The following is a 20,206-nucleotide window of genomic DNA, read 5'->3' as shown; positions in this document are numbered from 1 at the left end:
GGCGAACGCCGGTCGCCTTTCAGGTTCATGGCTTCCCTCGAGGTCGCGGACATGGTCGACTCCTGTTGGCCGATGCCCGTATTCGAGTTCCCGCTCCCTGCTCATAAATTTGATCTATGGGCCCATAGACCGGACCCGCGTACCGACTTAGGCTTGCCTTAGCTTAAGCTTCCCGTTCGAGTCGTCTGTCCTCGCTCGAAGGGAACCTGATCATGCCGCGCCCCCTGCGGGTAGCCATCGTCGGAGCCGGCCCCGCCGGGATCTACGCCGCCGACGCCCTGCTCAAGTCCGAGGTGGCCGCCGACCCCGGTGTGTCCATCGACCTCTTCGAGCGGATGCCCGCCCCGTTCGGCCTGATCCGCTACGGCGTCGCCCCCGACCACCCCCGCATCAAGGGCATCATCACGGCCCTCCACCAGGTGCTCGACAAGCCGCAGATCCGTCTCTTCGGCAACGTCGACTACCCGAACGACGTCAGCCTGGACGACCTGCGCGCCTTCTACGACGCCGTGATCTTCTCGACGGGCGCGACGGCCGACCGTGAGCTGCGCATACCCGGCATCGACCTCGACGGCTCGTACGGCGCGGCCGACTTCGTGTCCTGGTACGACGGCCACCCGGACGTGCCGCGCACCTGGCCGCTGGAGGCCGAGAAGGTCGCCGTGCTCGGCGTCGGCAACGTCGCGCTCGACGTGGCCCGCATCCTCGCCAAGACGGCGGACGAGCTGCTGCCGACAGAGATCCCGCCGAACGTCTACGACGGTCTGAAGGCCAACAAGGCGCTGGAGATCCACGTGTTCGGCCGCCGCGGCCCGGCGCAGGCGAAGTTCTCCCCGATGGAGCTGCGGGAGCTGGACCACTCCCCCAACATCGAGGTCATCGTCGACCCCGAGGACATCGACTACGACGCGGGCTCGATCGAGACCCGGCGCGGCAACAAGCAGGCCGACATGGTCGCCAAGACCCTGGAGAACTGGGCGATCCGCGACGTCGGCGACCGCCCGCACAAACTGTTCCTGCACTTCTTCGAGTCGCCCACCGAGGTCCTCGGCGAGGACGGCAAGGTCGTCGGGCTGCGCACCGAGCGCACCGCCCTCGACGGCACGGGCAACGTCAGGGGCACCGGCGAGTTCAAGGACTGGGACGTCACCGCGGTCTACCGCGCGGTCGGCTACCTGTCCGACAAGCTCCCCAAGCTGCCCTGGGACATCGACTCGGGCACGGTGCCTGACGCGGGCGGCCGGGTCGTCCAGGAGTCCGGCGAGCACCTGCAGTCGACGTACGTCACCGGCTGGATCCGGCGCGGCCCGGTGGGCCTGATCGGCCACACCAAGGGCGACGCCAACGAGACGGTGGCCAATCTGCTGGACGACCACGCGAACGGCCGTCTGCAGACGCCGGGTTCACCCGAGCCGGAGGCCGTGGACGCGTTCCTCGCCGAGCGGGGCGTCCGCTTCACCACCTGGGAGGGCTGGTACAAGCTGGACGCCGCGGAGAAGGCGCTGGGCGAGCCGCAGGGCCGTGAGCGCGTGAAGATCGTCGAGCGAGCGGACATGCTCGGGGCGAGCGGCGCCTGACGCGGACGAACGCCGGTCGTGTCACGCTCGCCGGAAGGGCGTGACACGACCGCCGGAAGGGCGTGACACGACCGGCGTCGCGTATGGCACCGACCGCGAAGGCATCGTCGCCTCTGCACGGAACCCTTGGTGTCGTTCAGGCGTTCCTCCCTGTGTGCGTGCGACCGCGGGGGCCGTTCGCAGACGGACGGGGTGGGGCGTGACACGAGTACTGGTCATCGGGGGCGGAACAGCCGGCACGGCGGTGGCTCTGGCCCTGCGCAAGGCGGGCTTCGAGGTCACCGTGCACGAGGCACACCCCGGTTCGGCAGAGGACCTGGGGGCGTTCCTCACCCTCGCGAGCAACGGCATGCGCGCCCTCGCACAGCTCGACGCCTCTGCCGCGGTCACGGCGCTCGGCTTCCCGCTCACCTCGATGCGGGTCATGGACGACACGGGCGCCGAGCTGGCGCAGGTCCCCCTCGGCGAAGCCGCCGACCCCCTCCTGCAGTACCGCTGCCTGCGCCGCGGCGACCTCAACGCGGCCCTGCAGGCGGAGGCCGCGCGCCGGGGCATCGCCGTCCGGCACGGCGCCCGACTCGCCTCCGTCGAGGACGGCCCCGACGGCGTCACCGCGCACTTCACCGACGGCAGCACCGCCACCGGCGACCTGCTGATCGGCGCCGACGGCCTGAACTCCACGGTCCGCCGGCACATCACCCCCGAGACGCAGCCGTGCTACGCCGGCCAGCGGGTCTTCTACGGCTACACCCGCGCCGCGGACCGGTCCGAACCGGACGCGCGGATCACCATGGTGCGCGGCAGCACGGCCGCCTTCGGCTACGCCGTCTCGCCCGACGGGGAGACGTACTGGTTCGCGCGCGTATCCGGCGAGCCCCTGCCCGCCGACGAACCCGCGGACGGCTCGCCCGCCGACTGGCGTGATCTGCTCGTCCCGCTGCTGCGCGAGGACCCCACGCCCGCCGCGGACATCGTCGCGGCCGCCGGCGACGACGTCCTGGTCACCAACGCCACCGAGATACCCGCGGGCAGCCCCTGGCGCTCCGGCCGCACGCTGCTCGTCGGCGACGCCGCGCACGCGGCCTCCCCGGCCACCGGTCAGGGCGCGTCCATGGCGCTGGAGGACGCGGTGGTCCTCGCGAAGTGCCTGCGCGACGCACCGGACACCGACACGGCGCTCACCCTGTACGAGGACCTGCGCCGCCCGCGCGTCGAACACAACATCACCGTCAGCGGGAACATCTCCCGGGGCACGCACTCCCCGTCTCCCACGGGGCGCCGGGGTGCGGCTCCCACGCGGTCCGAGGAGGACGGACTGATACGGCTGCTGGAGTGGGAGTCCGACATCCGGGAAGGACAGCCCGCCCGGAACGCGTGACCGTCCCGGGCATCGACCAGGGGCCGGAAAAGGAACCGCCCCCACACCCCCTCAGGCTGTTACCGTCCCCCGGTGTTCTCCCTCACCGAGCCCCCCTTCTTCACTCGTCTCCGCGATGCCCGGCGCATTCTCGTCGCCGGAGCGGGCGGCGGCTTCGACGTGTACGCCGGCCTCCCGCTGGCCCTCGCGCTGCGCTCGGCGGGCAAGGAGGTCCATCTGGCCAACCTGTCCTTCGCCGACCTGTACGGGCTGGACACGGACGTCTGGCTGGAGCCGGACGTCGCGGCCATCGGGCCCGGCACCGCGGCGCGCGGCGACTACTTCCCGGAGCGCGTACTCGCCCGGTGGCTGGCGGGGCAGGGACTGCCGGACACGGTGTATGCGTTCCCGCAGACCGGGGTCCGGCCACTGCGCGCCGCGTATCGCGCGCTCGTCGACCATCTCGGCGGCGTGGACGCGGTGGTACTGGTGGACGGCGGAACCGACATCCTCATGCGGGGTGACGAGCACGGGCTGGGCACGCCGGAGGAGGACATGGCAAGCCTGGCCGCCGTGAACGGACTGGACGGGATACCCCAACGGCTCGTCGCCTGCCTGGGGTTCGGGGTGGACGCCCACCACGGGGTCAGCCACTCCCTGGTGCTGGAGAACCTGGCCGCGCTGGACCGGGACGGCGCCTACCTGGGCGCGTTCTCGCTGCCGCGCGAGAGCCGGGAGGGCGCCCTCTACCTCGACGCGGTCGCCCACGCCCAGCGCAGCACGCCCGAGTACCCGAGCATCGTCAACGGCTCCGTGGCGGCGGCCGTACGCGGCGACTTCGGCGACGTCCGCTTCACGCGGCGAACCAAGGACAGCGAACTGTTCGTCAACCCGCTGATGTCCCTGTACTTCTGCGTCGACGCCGCCGGCCTCGCCCGTCGCAACCTCTACCTGGACCGGCTGGAGAACACCGCGCTCATGCGCCAGATCAGCTCCGTCATCGAGGACTTCCGCGCCGGGCCGGTCCGCCAGCGGCCGCCGCGGGCCTACCCGCACTGAGCACGGACCGGCAACCGGACGGCACACGACGGCGGACCGGGCCGACAGGACGTGCCGGACTGCAACCCGCGCGAGTCAGCGCGCGGCGAGGTCGCGCCGGGCCAGGACGGCCAGCGCCACGGTCAGCAGCGTGAGCACGGCCGCCTGGGCCAGCGCGCCGCCGATGAAGACGACGGGGACGGGGAGGCCGAGCCACGGATACAGCATGGCGATCCGCACCGCCAGGAGCAGCAGGCTCAGCGCGGCCAGGGCCACGGCACCGCCGGCAGCGCTCGCATCCGCACGACGACGGCGCAGCAGCAGCCAGCCGAGCGCCCCGACGACGAAGCAGGTGACCGGTGCCCAGGCCGCGTCGGGTGTGACGGACAGGAGGACCTCGGACGCGCCCGTCACCACGCTGCAGGCCGCGAACACGAGGCCCGGGGTGCCGGCGGGCAGAACCGCCGCGGGCGCGTCCCGGTGGTGGGCGGCGCACAGGGCGAGCGCCGGCAGCCAGGCGAAGAGTGCTCCGGCGGTGGCGAACCACGGGTCCCACGGCTCCAGTCCACTCACCAGCGGACCGGCGAACGGCCACAGCGTGGGCAGCGCGGCGAGCAGCACGGACGTCCGGGCGAGGCGTCGGCGGTCGTGCAGGAGGGCGAAGAATCCGACCGTCCACAGCAGCGGCAGCGTCCACTGGGCGACTTCGACGACCCCCATCAGGGGGCCACGGCCGGTGAACCCCGACAGGAACATGTGCCAGTCGCCCGCTCCGTGCGTGGCCGCCCAGGTCAGCTCCAGAACCCGGTCGACGAGCGCGGCGGCCGCCTGCAACAGCACGGCGAACAGCGCGAAGTGCCGGACGGCCGACCCGAGGACCGCGTACGGCCGTGGCGCGCCGGTGGCGGCCAGCCTGCTGCGTACGGCGAGGGCGGCTACGCTCGCCACCTCGCCCAGCGTGGGCCTGCTCTGGTCCTGGGTCTCCTCGTCGAGGTCCCACAGGTACACCTCGACCATCTCCTCCTCCCGGTGCCGTCGGTAGTAGGCGGGGAGCAGGCGCAGCACCGTGCGGTAGCGCGTCTCGAGCAGCGTCGTCATGCCACACCTCCTGCGAATCCGGGCCCTGCGGACGGCTTCGCGACCGCGCCGGGGGCCCTGCGCCCCGCGGCGATCCGCTCCTTGGCGGCGCTGGCGCCGGCAGCCATGCGCTCCGCCTCCGTGCCGAGGGCCTGCATCCCTTCGGGGGTGAGGCGGTAGTAGCGCCGCAGCCGGCCCTCGTGCACCTCCTCGCGGTCCAGGACGATCAGCCCGTCCGCGGTGAGTCTGTCCAGCACGCCGTACAGGGTGCCGACGCGCAACTGCACCGCGCCGTCGGACAGTTCCTCGACCTCCCGCAGAATCCCGTAGCCGTGCCGGGGCTGGTCGGCCAGAGCGGTGAGGACGAAGAACGCCGCCTGAGTCATGCTCCTCGATGCCATGCTGCCATGATATCTCGGCTTCCGATATATAGCGCAAGGGCGAGTCATACGTCGTGGGGAGGCGCGAACAGGACCCGCCCCTAAGCGGATGGTGGGCGGGCCCTGTTCGCGGGCGCCATTGTGGCGGGCCCGGTGCGCCGGGGATACGGGTGAACCGGGTCTCCTGGAGTGGACTCCTCGCACCCCGAGTGCGCCGGGCAGCTCCCGTGCGACCACCCCGGGCGAACCCCGCCGACGCGCGGCGACAATACTGGTGCGTGCACGTGCCCCCGCCCTCAGATGGACTCATGCGTACTTCGCCCTCCGTCCGCCCGACCCCGTCCCCCACGCTGTGGCTGGCCCGCGGCCGCCATCCCGAACCCGATGCCGAAGACGTCGTACGCCGGACGCTGCACCGGCTCAAGGACGACGGGACCATCGACGACCATCTCGAAGTGGCTGTCCCCGAGGCCACCGCGAGCAGCAGTTCGGACTCCGTCTTCGAGGCGCGCTGGACGGTCGCCGATTCGGTGACCGTGCGAGCCCGGCTGACCCTGGTGCACGATGCCGAGCCCGGCGCGGACTGGGTGCTGGCGGCGGAGGCGGAACGACCGTGGGACCAGGGATGGCCGTCCCCCGCCACCATGTTCTGGCCCGCGGAGCCGGATGCGCCCTGGGACCGCCAGCCGGTCACGGGGCTGCGCCTGCGGGAGGCCAACCGCCTTCCCACGGACGACAAGGAGATCCGGCGGCTGCTCCGCAACTCCGTGCGCGGAGGATGGAACATCAACCTGGTCGTGCATGAGGCGATGACCCCCGACGAGCGCGGCCGGCTGCCGATCGGCCCGCTGCTGCCGCCGAGCCTGCGGCATCGCGTGCTGGAGCACCGTGCCGCACCGGACCAGCTGCGCATCGTGAACCGGGTCCTGCGCGAGTTCGGGGTGCAGGTCCCGCGCGGCGGGGCCGTCCTGCTGCCCCCCGCGCCGGCCCCGAAAGGCTTCGACGGGGACGACTTCTCCGTACGCACCGTCTTTCTCGACGGCTCACGGCCGGCACAACTTCTCGACGCCCTCGCGCGTTACGCCGCGCTGCCGCTTCCGCAGCCGGACGGCGCCGAGGGGGTCGTCACCGCGCTGCGGGAGGACTGGCAGCTGATGACGCTCGAGGAGGAACTCGCCCGCGCACGCGGGCTCGTGGCCATGTACGCCGAGGCGCTCGAGGCGATGACCAAGTCCCGGGATCTGTACCGCGAGGCCGCCGAGCGCGCGCACGAGGCACTGGCCGTCTACCGCGAGAACGGCGACGGCCCGCCCGCCCGGCCGCAGCCGCCCGCCGCCGCCCAGGGCTCCCCGTTCCAGCAGCTGACCCGGAGGCTGGAGCGCCTGAAGGACACCGCAAAGGCCCTGCGTCCCGCGTCCGCCGCGGACGGCGGGCGGGAGCCGGAAGGCGCAGTCGAGCGGTCGGACGAGTCCGGCCGCTGAGCGACCGTGGACAAGCCCCGCCTGTGCGGGGGCTTGTCCGGAGTCGCTGAAGCGCCCGCGGTCCGGAGAACCGCGGGCGGGGGACCACAACGGCCTGTGGCCGTCGGGGAACCGGTGCCTCAGTCCATTCGCCTCGCCGTGGCCAGGGGGCGGGCGGGAGCGCCCAGGGCGGGCGGGCGGGCGGCTGCGCGCAGGACCAGGGCCGTCAGTGCCGTGAGTGCCGCGATCACGGCGGCCAGGCCCGCGAGCCAGCCCGGGGCGAGCGTGAGGTCGAGCGCCCGGAACTGCGACGACGAGCGGAGCCCCCGGTACAGCTCGGCCCCGGCAAGCAGCGTCGGCAGCATGACCGCGACCACGAGAACGGCCCGGACGGGCCGCAGGGTCACCAGCACGGCCAGCAACGCGTACAGGACCGACACCGCGATACCGGAGGCGTAGACGTCGACGGGCTCACCGGACTGGTACATCGGGAACCAGAGCAGCGCGCACAGGAAGAGTGCGGCTGCGACGAGCAGGCCCGCCCACGGCGGACGCTCGGCCGCGCGATGCGGCGCACCGACGGGCTGCCTCGGCATGGTGTCGCCGCCGTAGGAAGGCAGGACCGTGGGGAAGGGTGGGAGGCCGGTGCCTTCCTGGCGCCAGTCCGTCTCGCCGGGCTGTGGAGGCGGTGGCTCCGTCTTCGGTGGGCCGGAGTGGGAGGCGCGTTCCGTGCTGAGCCGGCCGATGAGTTCCACGAGGTCCTCCACGGACCGCGCCGCGGCGACCGCCTTTGCCGCCTCCTGCCCGAAGCGGCGCTCGGTCGACGGCAGGTGCAGCAGCGCCATCAGCCGGGTCACCTCCTCCACCGGACGGTTCTCGGCCGCCGCACGGATTACCTCGTCCGCACTGGAGGGGTCGCGCGGTGGCTGGGTCAGCAGGGTGACCAGACGGGTGACGTCCTCCACGGAGCGGTCGGTGCCGACCGCGCGCAGCGCGTCGATCGTGGCCCTCGCATACTGCGGGGACTGCTCCAGCATGGTGATCAGGTTGGCGACTTCCTCCAGAGGCCGGTCCGCGATGGCGGCGTGCACCAAGGCGCTGGCCGGGTCGTCGTGCGCGCCGACTATGGAGGGGTCGTAGGGACGGGGTGACGAAGAGCGGATGCTCATGACTCTCCTCCATGGAATAGACGGAACGGTTCACCTGCTCTCGCATCTCCCGGCGCGATTCACGACGTAGCGATGCAGTGCCATTACTAAGTGCCGCTTCCGGTCCGTGCCAGTCGGGATGGGCCACAGGTGTGAGCCCGCGCCGCGCTTCTGACGGGGCGACGGATCGACGGGGGACACGTACGAACGCCGGATGCGGGAATCCGAGACAAGGGGCGCGCCGTTCGGCACGCCGGATGGAGGAGGATCGTGACATGGACCACAGCGGTGATCGTGGTCGCCGTTGCCCTCGCGGCACTCGCGCTCGCCGTGGCCATCGCTCTGCTCGTGCGGCTGGTGCGGGCGCGGCGCGACCTCAGGCGTGCCGGGCTTCCGACCCGTCGGCGCTGGGTCTTCTGGGGTGCCGTCCTGTACTTCCTGCTGCCGACCGACCTGCTGCCCGACCCGGTCTACCTGGACGACATCGGCGTCCTTCTCCTCGCTCTGCGCAGCATGCGCGGCCCTCTGGAGGGGCCGAATCATCATGAATCCTCCCTGTGACTACGCAGCGTAACGAAACCAATCACTCGTTCGATTCGTATAAGTGACTGGAAGGGCAATGCAGTCGGCGGGCCGGGTGGCGCCGCGGGGAGCGGACCGCCGGGTCGGTGCTGCACTGACGAGGGAGACACGATGCAACCGTTCGCGCTCAACTACGCACGTCCGGCGGTGGAGTTGGAAGCCACGACTCCGTACGTCTACGACTCCGGGCTGCAGTTGAACGTGCTCATGGACGGCCGGGTCGCCGCCGGTGACCTCGCGCTGCTCAGAGAGTTGGGGACCACGACGTCCACCGCCGGCTCCAAGACACACTTCGACGACTGAACGCGGAACCGCCGAACATGACCGTGCTGATCCTGACCTGTGAAGAGGACGTGACCGCCGACATGGTGGTCGTGCACCTGAACGCGTCCGGGGTCCCGGTGGTCCGCCTGGACCCCGCCGACCTCCCCGGGGGTGTCGCGCTGTCCGGTGAGTACGTGCACGGCCGCTTCCGCGGCCACCTCCAGTCCGCGGGCCGCCTGGTGAGCATCGCCGGGCTGCGGTCGGTCTGGGTGCGCAGGCCGGGGGACGCGGCAGCCCGGGCGGCCCAGCCCTCCGCGTGGCTGACCGAGGAGTCCGCCCAGGCGCTCTACGGCATGCTGCTCGGCTCGGACGCCCGCTGGATGAACCACCCCGACGCGGCCCGCCGGGCCCGCCACAAGCCGTGGCAGCTGCGGCTCGCCCAGCGCTGCGGACTGCCCGTGCCGGCCACTTTGATCACGACGTTCCCGCAGGCGGCCCGGGAGTTCGCCGACCGCTATCCGGATCTGGTGGTCAAGCCGGTCTCCGGGGCGCATCCGCAGGATCCGCCCCGGGCCGTGCCGACCAGCCGGGTCGCGCCGGACACGGACTTCTCCGCCGTGGCGTTCGGTCCGACGCTGCTGCAGCGGCGGGTCGGCAAGCGGGCCGACGTACGGCTGACCGTGGTGGGCGAGCGGCTGCTGGCGGCCCGCAAGGCGACGGCGCAGGACGCGGATCCGGACGATCCCGGGTCGGTGGACGTGCGCTTCGCCCCGGCCGGCATACCGTGGCATCCGACCGACGTCCCGCCGCGTGTCGCCGACGCCGTCCGCTCCTATCTGCGCGAGGCCGAACTGGCCTACGGCGCCTTCGACTTCGCCGAGGACGCCGACGGGACCTGGTGGTTCCTGGAGTGCAATCAGTCCGGGCAGTTCGGCTTCGTCGAGGTGGAGACGGGTCTGCCGATCGCCCGGACGATCGCGGAGTGGCTGGCCCGTCCCGGGCCGGAGCCGCGGACACGAGTCAACGGCTCCAGCACCACGGCGTGTTGAGGACGACGGTCAGTGGGGCAGCGAGCCGGGCAGCAGAGCGGTCCGCTGCCACCCGGCCCCCGGGGAGGAATGGCGATCGGGGGAGGGTACGGCGCCGAAGGACTGCAGCGGCCGCATGGCGTACTCCAGTTCCCGGCTCACGCGCTCGGCCTCCCGGCGAGCCTGAGTGGGGACGTCGCCGCGCTCGGCGACGAGTCGGTCGTAGATCGGGGAATCCTGGAACACCGACGCGCCTTTCGTGTGGTGGCCCATGCACATGGGCACGGCTGTCGAGTGTATGCGCCCCGGGATACGTGGGTGTGAATTCTCCAGGAGCACTTGACCCCGGCACGACGGTGTGACCGGCCGGACGTGCGTCACGCACCCCGAACGGGATGGTGGGAAGGCCGAGTTCATCGTGCACGAACAGCCGGCGGTTGCCTGAGCGCTTCCTCACTGCTGCCGTCGTCGCGTCAGACGGCCAGGGACAGACCGCCGTCCCCGTCAGCGGCCCGCCGCGAGGAGATCAGCAGGGCGTCCGCCTGCGCGATCGCGTCCTCGACGCTCGAAACTCCCATGGTGGCGCACAGTGCGCGGCTGACGTCCGCCAACTCCCGTACGGTCTGCGGCTTCTCACACTCCGCCTGCGAGATGCGCAGTGACGCGTATCTGGTGAGCAAGGTTCTGACGACCTTCGGGTCCGGAACGAGCACGAAGCGCCCCTCTCTTTGGTTTCGCCTCGCCTTCCCGGCCAGGCCCGGACCAATCGCATCTTCCGTGCCCCGGGCCTCAATTGACGCAAAACCGCCGTCCGACCCGATTCCCAGCGCGCCGCGAGGCGTTGAACAGAGGGTAACCCCCTCAGCACGAACGGTGAAGCCCATGAACCGCTCCGGCCGCCTCCTCTGCACCCTCTACCTCACCACCAGCGCCGAACTCGCCTGGACCACGGTCCTCGAAATCCTCCACGGCCCCCGCTGGGCCGCATGTCTGTTCGCCGCGGCGAGCCTGGTCCCGGTCATCGCCGTCGTCCGCGAGACCCTGATCCGCGACCTGCGCAGGGCCGCCGTGGTGGCGCGCCACCCGGCGCGGACGGCCGCCGACGAGATCGTGCGCGGTGAGCTGAACGCCGCGTGCTGCGAACGGTGGTGGACGAGCCTCGGCATTCACCACGACTCGACCTGCCCGCACGGGATGCGACGCAGCAGCGCCGCCTGAGGAGACGGCCGCGGGGCGGACGTGAGGCGGCTCAGGCGACCTGTCCGCCGTGCAGCTTCGTGTACGCCCCGCCGCCGCGCAGGAGTTCCTCGTGCGTCCGCGTCTCCAGATGCGGCCGTCGCCCCTCACCAGGCGCTGCCCACCGGAGAGGCGGGCGCCCCGCTCGCCGACGACGGTGTCCAGGCCCTGCGGCAGACGTTCGACGAACTCCAGGGCGTTGGCGTCGGTCGGCGCCGCACGCACCGTTTCCTCGTCGGCCTCGTCCATGCCGTAGGCGCCGTTCTCGCGGACGGTGTCGTCAAAGAGGAACGGCTCCCGCGGCACCACCGACACGAAGCACCGGTAGGTGCGCAGGTCGAGGGTGTTCATGTCGGTGCCATCGAGCAGGATCCGGCACGAGATGGGGCGGATGAACCCTATGACGAGGTTGAGCACCGTGGACTTGCCGGCGCCGGACGCGCCGACGAGGGCGGCGGTCTCGCCCGGCGCAACGGTGAGGGTGAGCTCCGCCTTGCCGTCGTTGTCCTCGAGTTCGGGGGCCTGCAGCACCTCGCCGACCGAACGGACCGACTCCAGGCCCTCGGTGATGACGGGGCCGGACCCGCCAGTGTGGTGGTGGAGTCGGTGAGGGTGGTCGGGAAGGCGCTGACCATGATGACGGTGCCGGACCGTCCGGTCGGCTGGTGCTGGACACGGTGTCGATGATGGACGCGGTGATCAGCGGTAGCAGCCGGACGGGGCTGTGTCTGACGCTGAACACGCCGACCGCCGCGATCAGGTGGCGGCAGTCGGCGCGGAACAGGTACCCGAGGGTGCGGATCGGGTGTTCGTCACGGTAGCGGTGGTCGAGGGGCCCTTCCGACGACGACGCCATCGGCGGGATCCCCCGTGGTGACCGTGTGTGGCGTGTCAGCCGGCGTCGAGCTGCGCGAGTTCCTCGGCGTCGAGTTCCAGTCGGGGCGCGGCGAGGGAGTCGAGGATGGTCTCGGGACGGCTGGAGCCGGGGATGGGGACGACCACTGGCGACTTGGCCAGCATCCACGCCAGGCACACGCGCTGCGGGCTGACCCCGTGGGCCTCGGCGATCCGCGCGAACGGCGCGTAGGCGGAGCCCAGTTCACGCGCCCGGGAGATGCCGCCGAGCGGGCTCCAGGGCAGGAAGGCGATGCCGAGTTCGTCGCACAGCTCCAGTTCCCGCTCGCTGGAGCGGAAGGCCGGGGAGAACTGGTTCTGCACGGAGACCAGCCGACCGCCGAGGATGTCGTTCGCCTGCCTGATCTGGTCGGGGTCGGCGTTGGAGATGCCCGCCAGCCGGATCTTGCCCTCGTCGAGAAGGTCCCGGACGGCACCGACGGACTCGGCGTACGGCACCCTCGGGTCGGGGCGGTGGAACTGGTAGAGCCCGATGGCTTCCACGCCGAGCCGCCGCAGGGACGCCTCACATGCCTCCTTGAGGTGGCGGGGGCTGCCGTCGAGGGTCCAGCTGCCGTCGCCGGGCCGCAGATGGCCGCCCTTGGTGGCTACCAGGACGTCCCGGCCGCGGTCGTGGGACGAGAGGGCCTTGGCGATCAGGGTCTCGTTGTGGCCGACCTCGTGGGCGTCCCGGTGGTAGGCGTCGGCGGTGTCGATCAGGGTCACGCCGGCGTCGAGGGCGGCGTGGATGGTGGCGAGGGAGCGCGCCTCGTCCGGCCGTCCCTCGATCGACATGGGCATTCCGCCCAGGCCGATCGCGCTGACTTCGACGTCACCGATGCGGCGGGTCTGCATGTGCTCGTGACCTCTTCCGATTGTCGCGCGGTACCGAATGGCGTTCGGCCCACCGCACATGGAGTACGGCGAAGCCGGACGCGTTCCAGCCTGACCCGCCCGCGGGCCGCAGGTCCAATAGAGGAAAGAGAACGCATTCAGCAGCCCCGCAACTGAATCCCCGCGTCCACCGGATCCGCTTGCGCACCCGGCCGGTCGATGTGCGACGCTCACTGGCGACCAGCTCGTCACGACGGGCGGCGGAGTGGAGAGGCGGCGGCATGCGCACGGGACTTCTCGGTACCGGCCCCTGGGCGGAGATGACACACGCCCCCGCCCTGCAGGAGCACTCGGTGCTGGAGTTCGTGGGGGTGTGGGGCCGCCGCTCGGAGGCCGCCAAGCAACTCGCCGACCGGTTCGGCACGCGTGCCTACGACGACGTCGACGCCCTGTTCGCCGATGTGGACGCGGTAGCGGTCGCCCTGCCGCCGGCCGTGCAGGCTGAACTCGCGGTGCGCGCAGCGCGGGCCGGGTGCCATCTGCTGCTGGACAAGCCCCTCGCCACGACGGTCGGGCAGGGACGGGCGGTGGTCGAGGCGGTCCGGGAGGCCGGGGTCGCTTCCGTCGTCTTCTTCACCAGCCGCTTCCTGCCCGAGACCGAGGCGTGGATCGCCGAACAGGCGGGTGTGGGGGGCTGGTTCACGGCCCATGCCCAGTGGCTCGGGTCGCTGTTCGGCGGTGACAGCCACAGCGCGTTCGCGGACTCGCCGTGGCGGCAGGAGAAGGGCGCGCTGTGGGACGTGGGTCCCCATGCCCTGTCCGTGCTGCTGCCGGTCCTCGGTGACGTGCGTCGGGTGGCGGCCGCGGCGCCCGGTCCCGGGGACACGGCCCATCTGGTGCTCGACCATGTCGGCGGCGCGTCGAGCACCGTGACGCTCAGTCTGTCGGCACCGCCCGCGGCGGCCGGTGCCGCGGTCGAACTCCGGGGCGAGGCAGGGGTGTCGGTGCTGCCGCACAGCACCGCGGGAGCCGTCGCCGCGCTCGTCCGCGCCGCCGACACGCTCCTCGCCGCCGCCAACACCGGGCGACCGCACGCATGCGACGCCGCCTTCGGGCAGCGGGTCACCGAGATCCTCGTCGAGGCCCAGGCCCTGTTGGAGCTTTCGGCTGGCTGACACGGCGTCACAGCCGATCCGCCGCCCCCTGCTCACCACGACGTCCAGCACCGACTCGACCAGCGCGACGACCGTCCCCCCGGCACCGGCATCGATGCAGCCGAGGCCCAGGCCCCTTGGGAAGCGGTCAGCTGACACTGCGTCACGACCCGTCCGCCGCACCCTGCTCCGCCACCGCGTCCAGCACCGACTCGACCAGCGCGGCGACCGTCCTCCCGGCACCGGCATCGATGCAGCCGAGGCCCAACTCGTCCAGGGCTTCGACCATCAGGCTCTGATAGCGCTCCGTGCGGGCCAGGAAGCTGTCCATCAGTGCCCGCTCCTCGGCCGTCGCCGCCTCGTACCGTCCGCCCGTACGCACCCGGGCGCGCAGCACGGCTTCGTCGGCCGTCAGCCACACGGCGGCCGTGTGCGGGACATCCAGTCCGGCGACGCGGACCGGCCACAGCGCCGAGCCCTCCAGGACGAGCCCCGCGCCGGCCTCGTCCTGGGCCGCATGAGTTGCGATGAGTGTGCGGATGCGGGGCCACAGCCGTTCGTAGTGGGCGAGCACGGACGTGATCAGCTCGTCGACCGTGAGCGACGCATAGTGCTCGGCGACATGCCCGGGCACCTCCCGCTCCGGGGTTCTCCAGGGCCGCCCGGGGTGACGGGCCAGCAGGTCTGTCGACCGATACGCGAACCCGAGACGCTCCGCGACCGCTCGCCCGACCGTCGACTTGCCCACGTTCGACGTGCCTCCGATCAGCACCACGCGTACGCCGTGCACCCCCACTCCCCTACGCATGCTCGAACGGTTCGTCGCTCCAGCGGAACCAGGCCCGGTCGCCCTCGATGTGCAGCAGGAACTCGGGAACGGGTCCGCCCGGCGACGACAGGGACACCCGTCTGGTGATCTCGTCGTAGGCCGTCTCCCACTTCTGCCGGTGCTCCTCGTCGTCCCGCTCGATCAGGGCGAGTTCACGGGCGAACAGCTCCCGGACGTCCTCGAAGGCCGGACCGGCCGTGAATCGGCCGGACAGCCACGGAAAGTCGGTGTCGTCGATCAGGATCTCCCCGACCGGCTCCTTCCCGGTGCGCACCTGCCAGACCTCGCCCATGAACCCCATGCCGCCTCCCCCGCAAGCCGCCGCTAAACGCCATTGATCAGCATGCCACCCGGCACCGACAGCCGGCCCGGCGTGCGGGCCGCGTCCCTCCGTAGGAGCGTGGTGCTGTGGGAAAGGTGCACCTCCTGTCACCACGGCGACAGGACCACGACCGGCGGGGCTGGCTGCGGGGCGCGCCACCGCCCCGGCTGGTGCGGTTGCTCCCGCTCGTCCTGATCGCGGGCGTCTGTGCGGCCACCCTGGCCAGCCACGACCCCCTCGACATCGGTTTTCTGCTGGGCGCCATCCCGCCGCTGGCCGTCCTCTCGTACGGGCCGCTGGCGACCGCGCTCCTCGGCGGGGTGGTCGTCGCCGTGCTCAACATCCCGGCCTTCCAGCTGAACCACCCGGGCAACACCGACCTGTTGACCATCACCTTCGTGTCCGTGCTGAGTGTGTTCGTGTCCTATGTGCGCAGCCGCCGCGACGCCCAGCTGGATCTGGAGCGCACGGTCGCCGAGGCCGCGCAGCGCGCCGTGGTCCCGCCGCTGCCCGAGCGGGTCGGCCCGGTCCGCTGTGTCGGCCTGTACCGGGCCGCGCAGCGCGGCACGCTGGTGGGCGGCGACTTCTTCGACGTACGCGAGGGGCCGCACGGTGTACGGGCGGTGATGGGCGACGTGCAGGGGCACGGGCTGGCGGCGGTCGCCACCGTCGCCTCCCTGCTGGGTGCCTTCCGGGAGGCGGTGCTGGACCAGCCGGACCTGGAGTCGGTCGCCGCCCGGCTCGACCGCAGGCTGGAGCTGGACTCGGCGTCGGCCCGGTACGCCGAGCTGTTCGCGACCGCCGTACTGCTGGAGTTCTCGCCCGACGGCCGGTCGGTCCGGTTGGTGTCCTGCGGGCATCCGGCACCCCTGCTGCTGCGCGGCCGGCAGGCCACCGAGATCGAGCTCGCGGCCTGGACACCGCTCGGTCTCGGCCTGTCCGACGGCGGCCCGCACACCGGGCTCACGCTGCGGCTGGAGCCCGGCCACAGCCTGTTCCTGGCCTCGGACGGCGTCAGCGAGGCCCGCGACCCGTCCGGCACCTTCTACCCGCTGACCGACCGCCTGGCCGCGCTGGCCGACGACGACCCGGCCGTACTCGCGGACCGGGTCTGGGCGGATCTCGTACGGTACTGCCCTGCTGTGGACGACGACGTGACGATGCTCGTCCTCACGCCCGCGTCGCCGGACGGCGGCTGACGTCCGACGCGGGACTCTCCACCTGGTCGCCCTCGGCATCGATGTGCGGCATGATCCGGTCGAGCCAGCGGGGCGTCCACCAGGCGTGCGGCCCCAGCAGCGTCATCACGGCCGGCACCATGAGCAGCCGTACGACGGTCGCGTCGATGAGCACGCTCACGGCGAGGCCCAGACCGAGCATCTTGACCACGATGTTGTCGCTGACGATGAAGGCCGCGAAGACGCTGACCATGATCAGGGCGGCGCAGGTGATGACCCGGGCGGTGATCTCCAGGGCGTGGGCGACGGAGGCCTTGGCGTCCCCGGTGCGCAGCCAGGACTCGTGGACGCGGGAGAGCAGGAAGATCTCGTAGTCCATGCTCAGGCCGAAGATGATCGCGAACATCATCATCGGCACATAGCTCTCGATGGGCACCTTGCCGTGGACGCCCAGTGCGGGCCCGCCCCAACCCCACTGGAAGACGGCCACCACGACGCCGTACGAGGCGCCGATCGACAGCACGTTGAGGACGGCCGCCTTGACCGCGACGAGCAGGCCGTGGAAGACCGCGAGGATGATCAGGAACGCGAGGCCGACCACGACACCGATGATCAGGGGCAGCCGGCTGGCGACGATGTCGCGGAAGTCGACCTGGGCCGCGGTGGTGCCGGTGACGTATCCCTTGGCGGAGGTGCCCGATACCGCGTCCGGGAGGGTGTGGTGGATCAGCCGGTTGGTCAGGTCCGTGGTGGTGGCGCTCTGCGGGGACTGTTTCGAGTAGACCGTGCCGACCAGGACGTCCCCGTCCTTGGTGGCTGTCAGCGGCGTGACGGTGGAGGCCCCTGCCACCGCGTTCAGGGTCTTCTGGGCCTGCGAGGAGAGGGCGGAGCGCTGGGAGGACGGTACGGAGGTCTGGTCGATGACGACGGTGAGCGGGCCGTTGGAGCCGGGGCCGAAGGCGTTCGTCATCAGGTCGTAGGCGCGGCGGTCGGTGAAGGAGGTGGGGTCGGCGCCGTCTCCGATGTGGCCGAGCTGGATGGACAACAGCGGGATGGCGAGGACGACGACGGTTGTGACGCCTGCCGCCAGGAATTGCCAGGGCCTGCGCTCCACGCGTTGGGCGTAGCGGTGCCAGGTGCCGGTCGGCTCGGCTCCGGGCTCTGCGTCGGTCTCGGCGACGGGACGCCGGACGTGGTAGCGGTCGATGCGTCTGCCGATCAGCCCGAGCATGGCAGGGACCAGTGTCAGGGCGCCGATGACCGCTGAGACGACCGTCGTGGCGGCGGCCAGGCCGAGTTTCCCGATGAAGCTCACGCCGGACGCGTACAGGCCGGCGAGCGCGATGATCACGGTGCAGCCGGAGACGAGCACGGCCCGCCCGCTGGTGGCGGTGGCATGGCCCGCGGCACGTACCGGATTCGCCCCGTTCATGAGGTTCTGGCGGTGCCGTGTGAGCTGGAACAGGGCGTAGTCGATGCCGACACCGAGGCCGATCATGGTCGCCAGGGTCGGCGAGACGGTCGCGAACGTGAACGCGGCCGCGAGCAGTCCGAGGATCGCGAGCCCGCCGACCACGCTGACCAGTGCCGTGAACAGGGGCAGGCCGGCGGCGATCACACTGCCGAAGCCGATGAGCAGGACGACGATCGCGACGGCGAAGCCGATGAGTTCGCTGACCCGGTCGTCGGGGGCGGGCCGGCCCAGTTCGCCGAGCGGTCCGCCGTACTCGACCTGCGCGCCGGCCGAGCGCAGCGGCTGGACCGCCTTGTCCACGCCGCTCAGGTAGGTGTCGCCCAGGGTCGAGGGCTGGACGTCGAAGCGGACGGTGATGTACCCGGTCTTCCCGTCGGAGGCGAGGGGGCCGACCTTCGAGGCGGGGGCGGACAGCGGGTTCTGTGCCGACAGGACGTGCGGCAGTTTCTGCACGTCGCCGATGGTGGTGGACATCTGTGAGCTCAGCGCGGTGAGGGACTTCTGCCCGTCGTGCAGGACGATCTGGCTGCTGTAGCCGCCTGCCGCGGGGTCGTGCTTCTTCAGGACGTCCAGGCCCTGCTGGGACTGCACACCCGGCAGCGAGAAGTTGTCGGAGTACTCCCCGCCGAAGGACCGGTTCAGGGTCTGCAAGGCCACGAGCCCCACCAGCCAGGCCACTATGACGATCATGAAGTGCCTGGCGCACCACTCCCCCAGCCGTCGCAGCGCCCCTCCGCTGGCAACCCCCGCGCCCCCGGCGTCCTTGCGGGTCGGTGACATGGCCTCGGCCTTCTCTGCCGGTCCGGACGGTCGTTGTTTTTCATTAGACGCCCGCCCTGTCACTCCGGCATCTCGGGCCGCTTGCGTTCTCTTCCGGATGCACGCCGGGCTCCTGCGATGAATGGTGTTAGCAGAAGCGATCCGGACCCGAGGAGCAGAGATCATGCCGACGTCACAGCCCGACGTGTCCGGGCCGTCCGAGGACCGCGTCACCCCGGACGACCTGCTCCACACCCGTACCGGCACCGATGTGTCACCGGAGGACCTCGTCCTTGCCACAGGCAGGGACATCACCCCGCGCAACCTCGAATGGGCCAGGCGCAAGCTGGAGACGGAGGGCCCCGCCGCCCTGGAGAAGCTGCTTCCGTAGAGCCCTGCCCGTTCCGTACGCCCCTCTGGAGACCCGGTGCCGGTTCAGTCCGTGTCGCCGGGCTCCAGGCACAGCACCGGCACCCGCTGGACGAGGTTGTTGGTGAAGCCGCCACGGTTCCAGTGCTGTTCCAGCGGCTGGGTGTGTCCTTCGGCGTCGGTGGCCCGCGCGCTCAGCACGTGCTCGCCGGGGGTCGCCGTCCATTCGAGGTGCCAGCGCCGCCATGCCCACCGGCGCCCGCCGTCGGGTTCCAGTTCGGCCTCGTGCCAGGTGCGCCCGGCGTCCGTGCTCACCTCGGCCCGCGCGAGCGGTGCCCGCCCCGACCAGGCTCGGCCCTCCAGCGTCACCGGGCCGGGTCGCAGCACGCGGGAGCGGGACATGAAGTCCGGGAAGCCGGGCGGGATCAGCAGGGCTCGCGGCTCGATCCGGGTGACCGGTCGGCCCTCGTCGGCGGAGTCCTGCCGGAGCCGGTAGGCGACGGCCTGCTGGAATCCCGTGAACGGTGCGTCGGTGACAGTGATCTCGCGGAGCCACTTCACCTGTGCCATGCCGTACCAGCCGGGCACGATCAGGCGCAGCGGGTGGCCGTGCTGGGGCAGCAGGGGGGCACCGTTCATCGCGTACGCCACCAGCACTTCGGGCTCGGTGCCCATGGCCACCTCCACCGGCAGGGACCGCTGGTAGTCCTGCTCGACGCCGCGTTCCACACCGTGGTCGGCGCCGGTGAAGACCACGTCGACGGCCTCGGGCTGCACTCCGGCCTCGGCGAGCAGCAGCCGCAGCGGTACGCCCGTCCACTCGGCGGTGCCGACCGCCTCGACGAGCCAGGGCTGGCTGACCGGACGGGGGGCCAGCAGGGCGCGGCCGTTGCCCGCGCACTCCATGGTCACGCGCGTGGTGACCTGGGGACGGGCGCGCAGTTCGGCCAGGTCCAGCTGCAGCGCACGGCGGACCCGGCCTCCGACGGTCAGCGGCCAGGGTGTGCCGTCGGGGACGTACGGGATGTCGTAGTGCGTCAGCAGGTAGTGCAGACCCGGCGGGGTGACGTCGTAGCGCAGTGCCTCGAGGGGGAGGCCGTGGTTGCGGGTGGCGAGCGCCAGTTCGTCCCGGCCGATGCCCTCGTCGGGTGCGGCCAGCCGGGCGGGGGTGCTCGCGTCGGCGAGTCGATGGCCCATAGCTGCATTATCGCTCCGCCGGGGTGTGCCGCGATGTGCCGTCAGTTGT

21 protein-coding genes and 1 pseudogene are annotated in these 20,206 nt (G+C 71.6%); 11 read left to right on the top strand and 11 right to left on the bottom strand.

Annotated elements, in window-relative coordinates; genetic code table 11:
- Positions 1 to 212: 212 nt before the first annotated feature.
- From LJ657_RS13330 to LJ657_RS13320, 3 genes are all read left to right on the top strand, one after another.
- Complete coding sequence (locus tag LJ657_RS13330) at positions 213 to 1,577, top strand: FAD-dependent oxidoreductase (RefSeq protein WP_232648764.1); 1,365 nt, start codon at positions 213 to 215, stop codon at positions 1,575 to 1,577.
- Positions 1,578 to 1,776: 199 nt separating this feature from the next.
- The gene (locus LJ657_RS13325; RefSeq protein WP_232648763.1) at positions 1,777 to 2,955 is read left to right on the top strand and encodes an FAD-dependent oxidoreductase; all 1,179 of its coding nucleotides are present in this window, start codon (positions 1,777 to 1,779) and stop codon (positions 2,953 to 2,955) included.
- A gap of 72 nt (positions 2,956 to 3,027) precedes the next feature.
- Positions 3,028 to 3,993: a DUF1152 domain-containing protein gene (locus LJ657_RS13320; RefSeq protein WP_232648762.1), complete on the top strand. Its 966-nt coding sequence runs from the start codon at positions 3,028 to 3,030 to the stop codon at positions 3,991 to 3,993.
- Between the two features lie 75 nt (positions 3,994 to 4,068).
- Here LJ657_RS13320 and LJ657_RS13315 read toward each other — a convergent pair whose 3' ends face one another.
- Both LJ657_RS13315 and LJ657_RS13310 read right to left on the bottom strand, forming a co-directional pair.
- Positions 4,069 to 5,070, bottom strand: coding sequence for a hypothetical protein (locus tag LJ657_RS13315; RefSeq protein WP_232648761.1), 1,002 nt, complete (start codon positions 5,068 to 5,070; stop codon positions 4,069 to 4,071).
- Positions 5,067 to 5,435, bottom strand: coding sequence for a PadR family transcriptional regulator (locus tag LJ657_RS13310; RefSeq protein WP_232648883.1), 369 nt, complete (start codon positions 5,433 to 5,435; stop codon positions 5,067 to 5,069). Before LJ657_RS13310 ends, LJ657_RS13315 begins: the two co-directional genes overlap by 4 nt.
- 302 nt (positions 5,436 to 5,737) lie before the next feature.
- On the opposite strand from LJ657_RS13310, the gene LJ657_RS13305 reads away from it, so the two are divergent.
- The gene (locus LJ657_RS13305) at positions 5,738 to 6,910 is read left to right on the top strand and encodes a hypothetical protein (protein WP_232648760.1); all 1,173 of its coding nucleotides are present in this window, start codon (positions 5,738 to 5,740) and stop codon (positions 6,908 to 6,910) included.
- Positions 6,911 to 7,029: 119 nt separating this feature from the next.
- Here the strand turns inward: LJ657_RS13305 and LJ657_RS13300 are convergent, their stop codons facing one another.
- The gene (locus LJ657_RS13300) at positions 7,030 to 8,058 is read right to left on the bottom strand and encodes a hypothetical protein (protein WP_232648759.1); all 1,029 of its coding nucleotides are present in this window, start codon (positions 8,056 to 8,058) and stop codon (positions 7,030 to 7,032) included.
- 249 nt (positions 8,059 to 8,307) lie between these two features.
- Here LJ657_RS13300 and LJ657_RS13295 point away from each other — a divergent pair, with 249 nt between their 5' ends.
- The 3 genes from LJ657_RS13295 (at position 8,308) to tgmB (ending at position 9,932) form a co-directional block, all read left to right on the top strand.
- Positions 8,308 to 8,598: a YkvA family protein gene (locus tag LJ657_RS13295; RefSeq protein ID WP_232648758.1), complete on the top strand. Its 291-nt coding sequence runs from the start codon at positions 8,308 to 8,310 to the stop codon at positions 8,596 to 8,598.
- A gap of 132 nt (positions 8,599 to 8,730) precedes the next feature.
- Positions 8,731 to 8,922: a putative ATP-grasp-modified RiPP gene (gene tgmA, locus LJ657_RS13290; protein WP_099933570.1), complete on the top strand. Its 192-nt coding sequence runs from the start codon at positions 8,731 to 8,733 to the stop codon at positions 8,920 to 8,922.
- Positions 8,923 to 8,939: 17 nt separating this feature from the next.
- A complete protein-coding gene (gene tgmB / locus LJ657_RS13285) occupies positions 8,940 to 9,932 on the top strand; it encodes an ATP-grasp ribosomal peptide maturase (protein WP_232648757.1) in 993 nt (330 codons plus the stop codon).
- 9 nt (positions 9,933 to 9,941) lie between these two features.
- On the opposite strand, the gene LJ657_RS13280 is transcribed toward tgmB, so the two are convergent.
- Together LJ657_RS13280 and LJ657_RS13275 are read right to left on the bottom strand one after the other, a co-directional pair.
- On the bottom strand, positions 9,942 to 10,157 hold the full coding sequence (locus LJ657_RS13280) for a hypothetical protein (protein ID WP_232648756.1): 216 nt from the start codon (positions 10,155 to 10,157) through the stop codon (positions 9,942 to 9,944).
- 227 nt (positions 10,158 to 10,384) lie between these two features.
- The gene (locus tag LJ657_RS13275; RefSeq protein WP_232648755.1) at positions 10,385 to 10,624 is read right to left on the bottom strand and encodes a DUF5133 domain-containing protein; all 240 of its coding nucleotides are present in this window, start codon (positions 10,622 to 10,624) and stop codon (positions 10,385 to 10,387) included.
- A 169-nt stretch (positions 10,625 to 10,793) separates the two neighbouring features.
- Between LJ657_RS13275 and LJ657_RS13270 the strand changes: the two genes are divergently transcribed.
- A complete protein-coding gene (locus LJ657_RS13270; RefSeq protein ID WP_232648754.1) occupies positions 10,794 to 11,129 on the top strand; it encodes a hypothetical protein in 336 nt (111 codons plus the stop codon).
- Positions 11,130 to 11,160: 31 nt separating this feature from the next.
- Here the strand turns inward: LJ657_RS13270 and LJ657_RS13265 are convergent.
- Together LJ657_RS13265 and LJ657_RS13260 are read right to left on the bottom strand one after the other, a co-directional pair.
- Positions 11,161 to 11,794, bottom strand: a pseudogene (locus tag LJ657_RS13265) (ATP-binding cassette domain-containing protein); the annotation flags it as partial.
- Between the two features lie 244 nt (positions 11,795 to 12,038).
- Positions 12,039 to 12,896: an aldo/keto reductase gene (locus LJ657_RS13260; protein ID WP_232648753.1), complete on the bottom strand. Its 858-nt coding sequence runs from the start codon at positions 12,894 to 12,896 to the stop codon at positions 12,039 to 12,041.
- Positions 12,897 to 13,156: 260 nt separating this feature from the next.
- On the opposite strand from LJ657_RS13260, the gene LJ657_RS13255 reads away from it, so the two are divergent.
- Entirely contained in the window at positions 13,157 to 14,050 is an 894-nt protein-coding gene (locus LJ657_RS13255; RefSeq protein ID WP_232648752.1) for a Gfo/Idh/MocA family protein, read from the top strand.
- A gap of 142 nt (positions 14,051 to 14,192) precedes the next feature.
- On the opposite strand, the gene LJ657_RS13250 is transcribed toward LJ657_RS13255, so the two are convergent.
- Positions 14,193 to 14,837: an ATP-binding protein gene (locus LJ657_RS13250; protein ID WP_232648751.1), complete on the bottom strand. Its 645-nt coding sequence runs from the start codon at positions 14,835 to 14,837 to the stop codon at positions 14,193 to 14,195.
- The gene (locus tag LJ657_RS13245; protein ID WP_232648750.1) at positions 14,830 to 15,159 is read right to left on the bottom strand and encodes a hypothetical protein; all 330 of its coding nucleotides are present in this window, start codon (positions 15,157 to 15,159) and stop codon (positions 14,830 to 14,832) included. The genes LJ657_RS13250 and LJ657_RS13245 overlap by 8 nt, the downstream gene beginning before the upstream one ends.
- Positions 15,160 to 15,266: 107 nt before the next feature.
- Here LJ657_RS13245 and LJ657_RS13240 point away from each other — a divergent pair, with 107 nt between their 5' ends.
- Positions 15,267 to 16,379, top strand: a complete 1,113-nt coding sequence (locus LJ657_RS13240) for a PP2C family protein-serine/threonine phosphatase (RefSeq protein WP_232648749.1) — start codon at positions 15,267 to 15,269, stop codon at positions 16,377 to 16,379.
- Here the strand turns inward: LJ657_RS13240 and LJ657_RS13235 are convergent.
- Positions 16,351 to 18,612, bottom strand: coding sequence for an MMPL family transporter (locus tag LJ657_RS13235; RefSeq protein ID WP_232648748.1), 2,262 nt, complete (start codon positions 18,610 to 18,612; stop codon positions 16,351 to 16,353). The two genes, LJ657_RS13240 and LJ657_RS13235, sit on opposite strands and share 29 nt — an antisense overlap.
- A 163-nt stretch (positions 18,613 to 18,775) precedes the next feature.
- On the opposite strand from LJ657_RS13235, the gene LJ657_RS13230 reads away from it, so the two are divergent.
- Entirely contained in the window at positions 18,776 to 18,982 is a 207-nt protein-coding gene (locus LJ657_RS13230) for a hypothetical protein (protein ID WP_123969739.1), read from the top strand.
- Between the two features lie 44 nt (positions 18,983 to 19,026).
- Here the strand turns inward: LJ657_RS13230 and LJ657_RS13225 are convergent, their stop codons facing one another.
- On the bottom strand, positions 19,027 to 20,157 hold the full coding sequence (locus LJ657_RS13225; RefSeq protein ID WP_232648747.1) for a sulfite oxidase: 1,131 nt from the start codon (positions 20,155 to 20,157) through the stop codon (positions 19,027 to 19,029).
- Positions 20,158 to 20,206: the final 49 nt, after the last annotated feature.

The organism is Streptomyces guryensis (assembly GCF_021261325.1).
Classification (GTDB): Bacteria; Actinomycetota; Actinomycetes; order Streptomycetales; family Streptomycetaceae; genus Streptomyces; species Streptomyces guryensis.
This window is presented reverse-complemented; position numbering and strand designations above follow the sequence as displayed.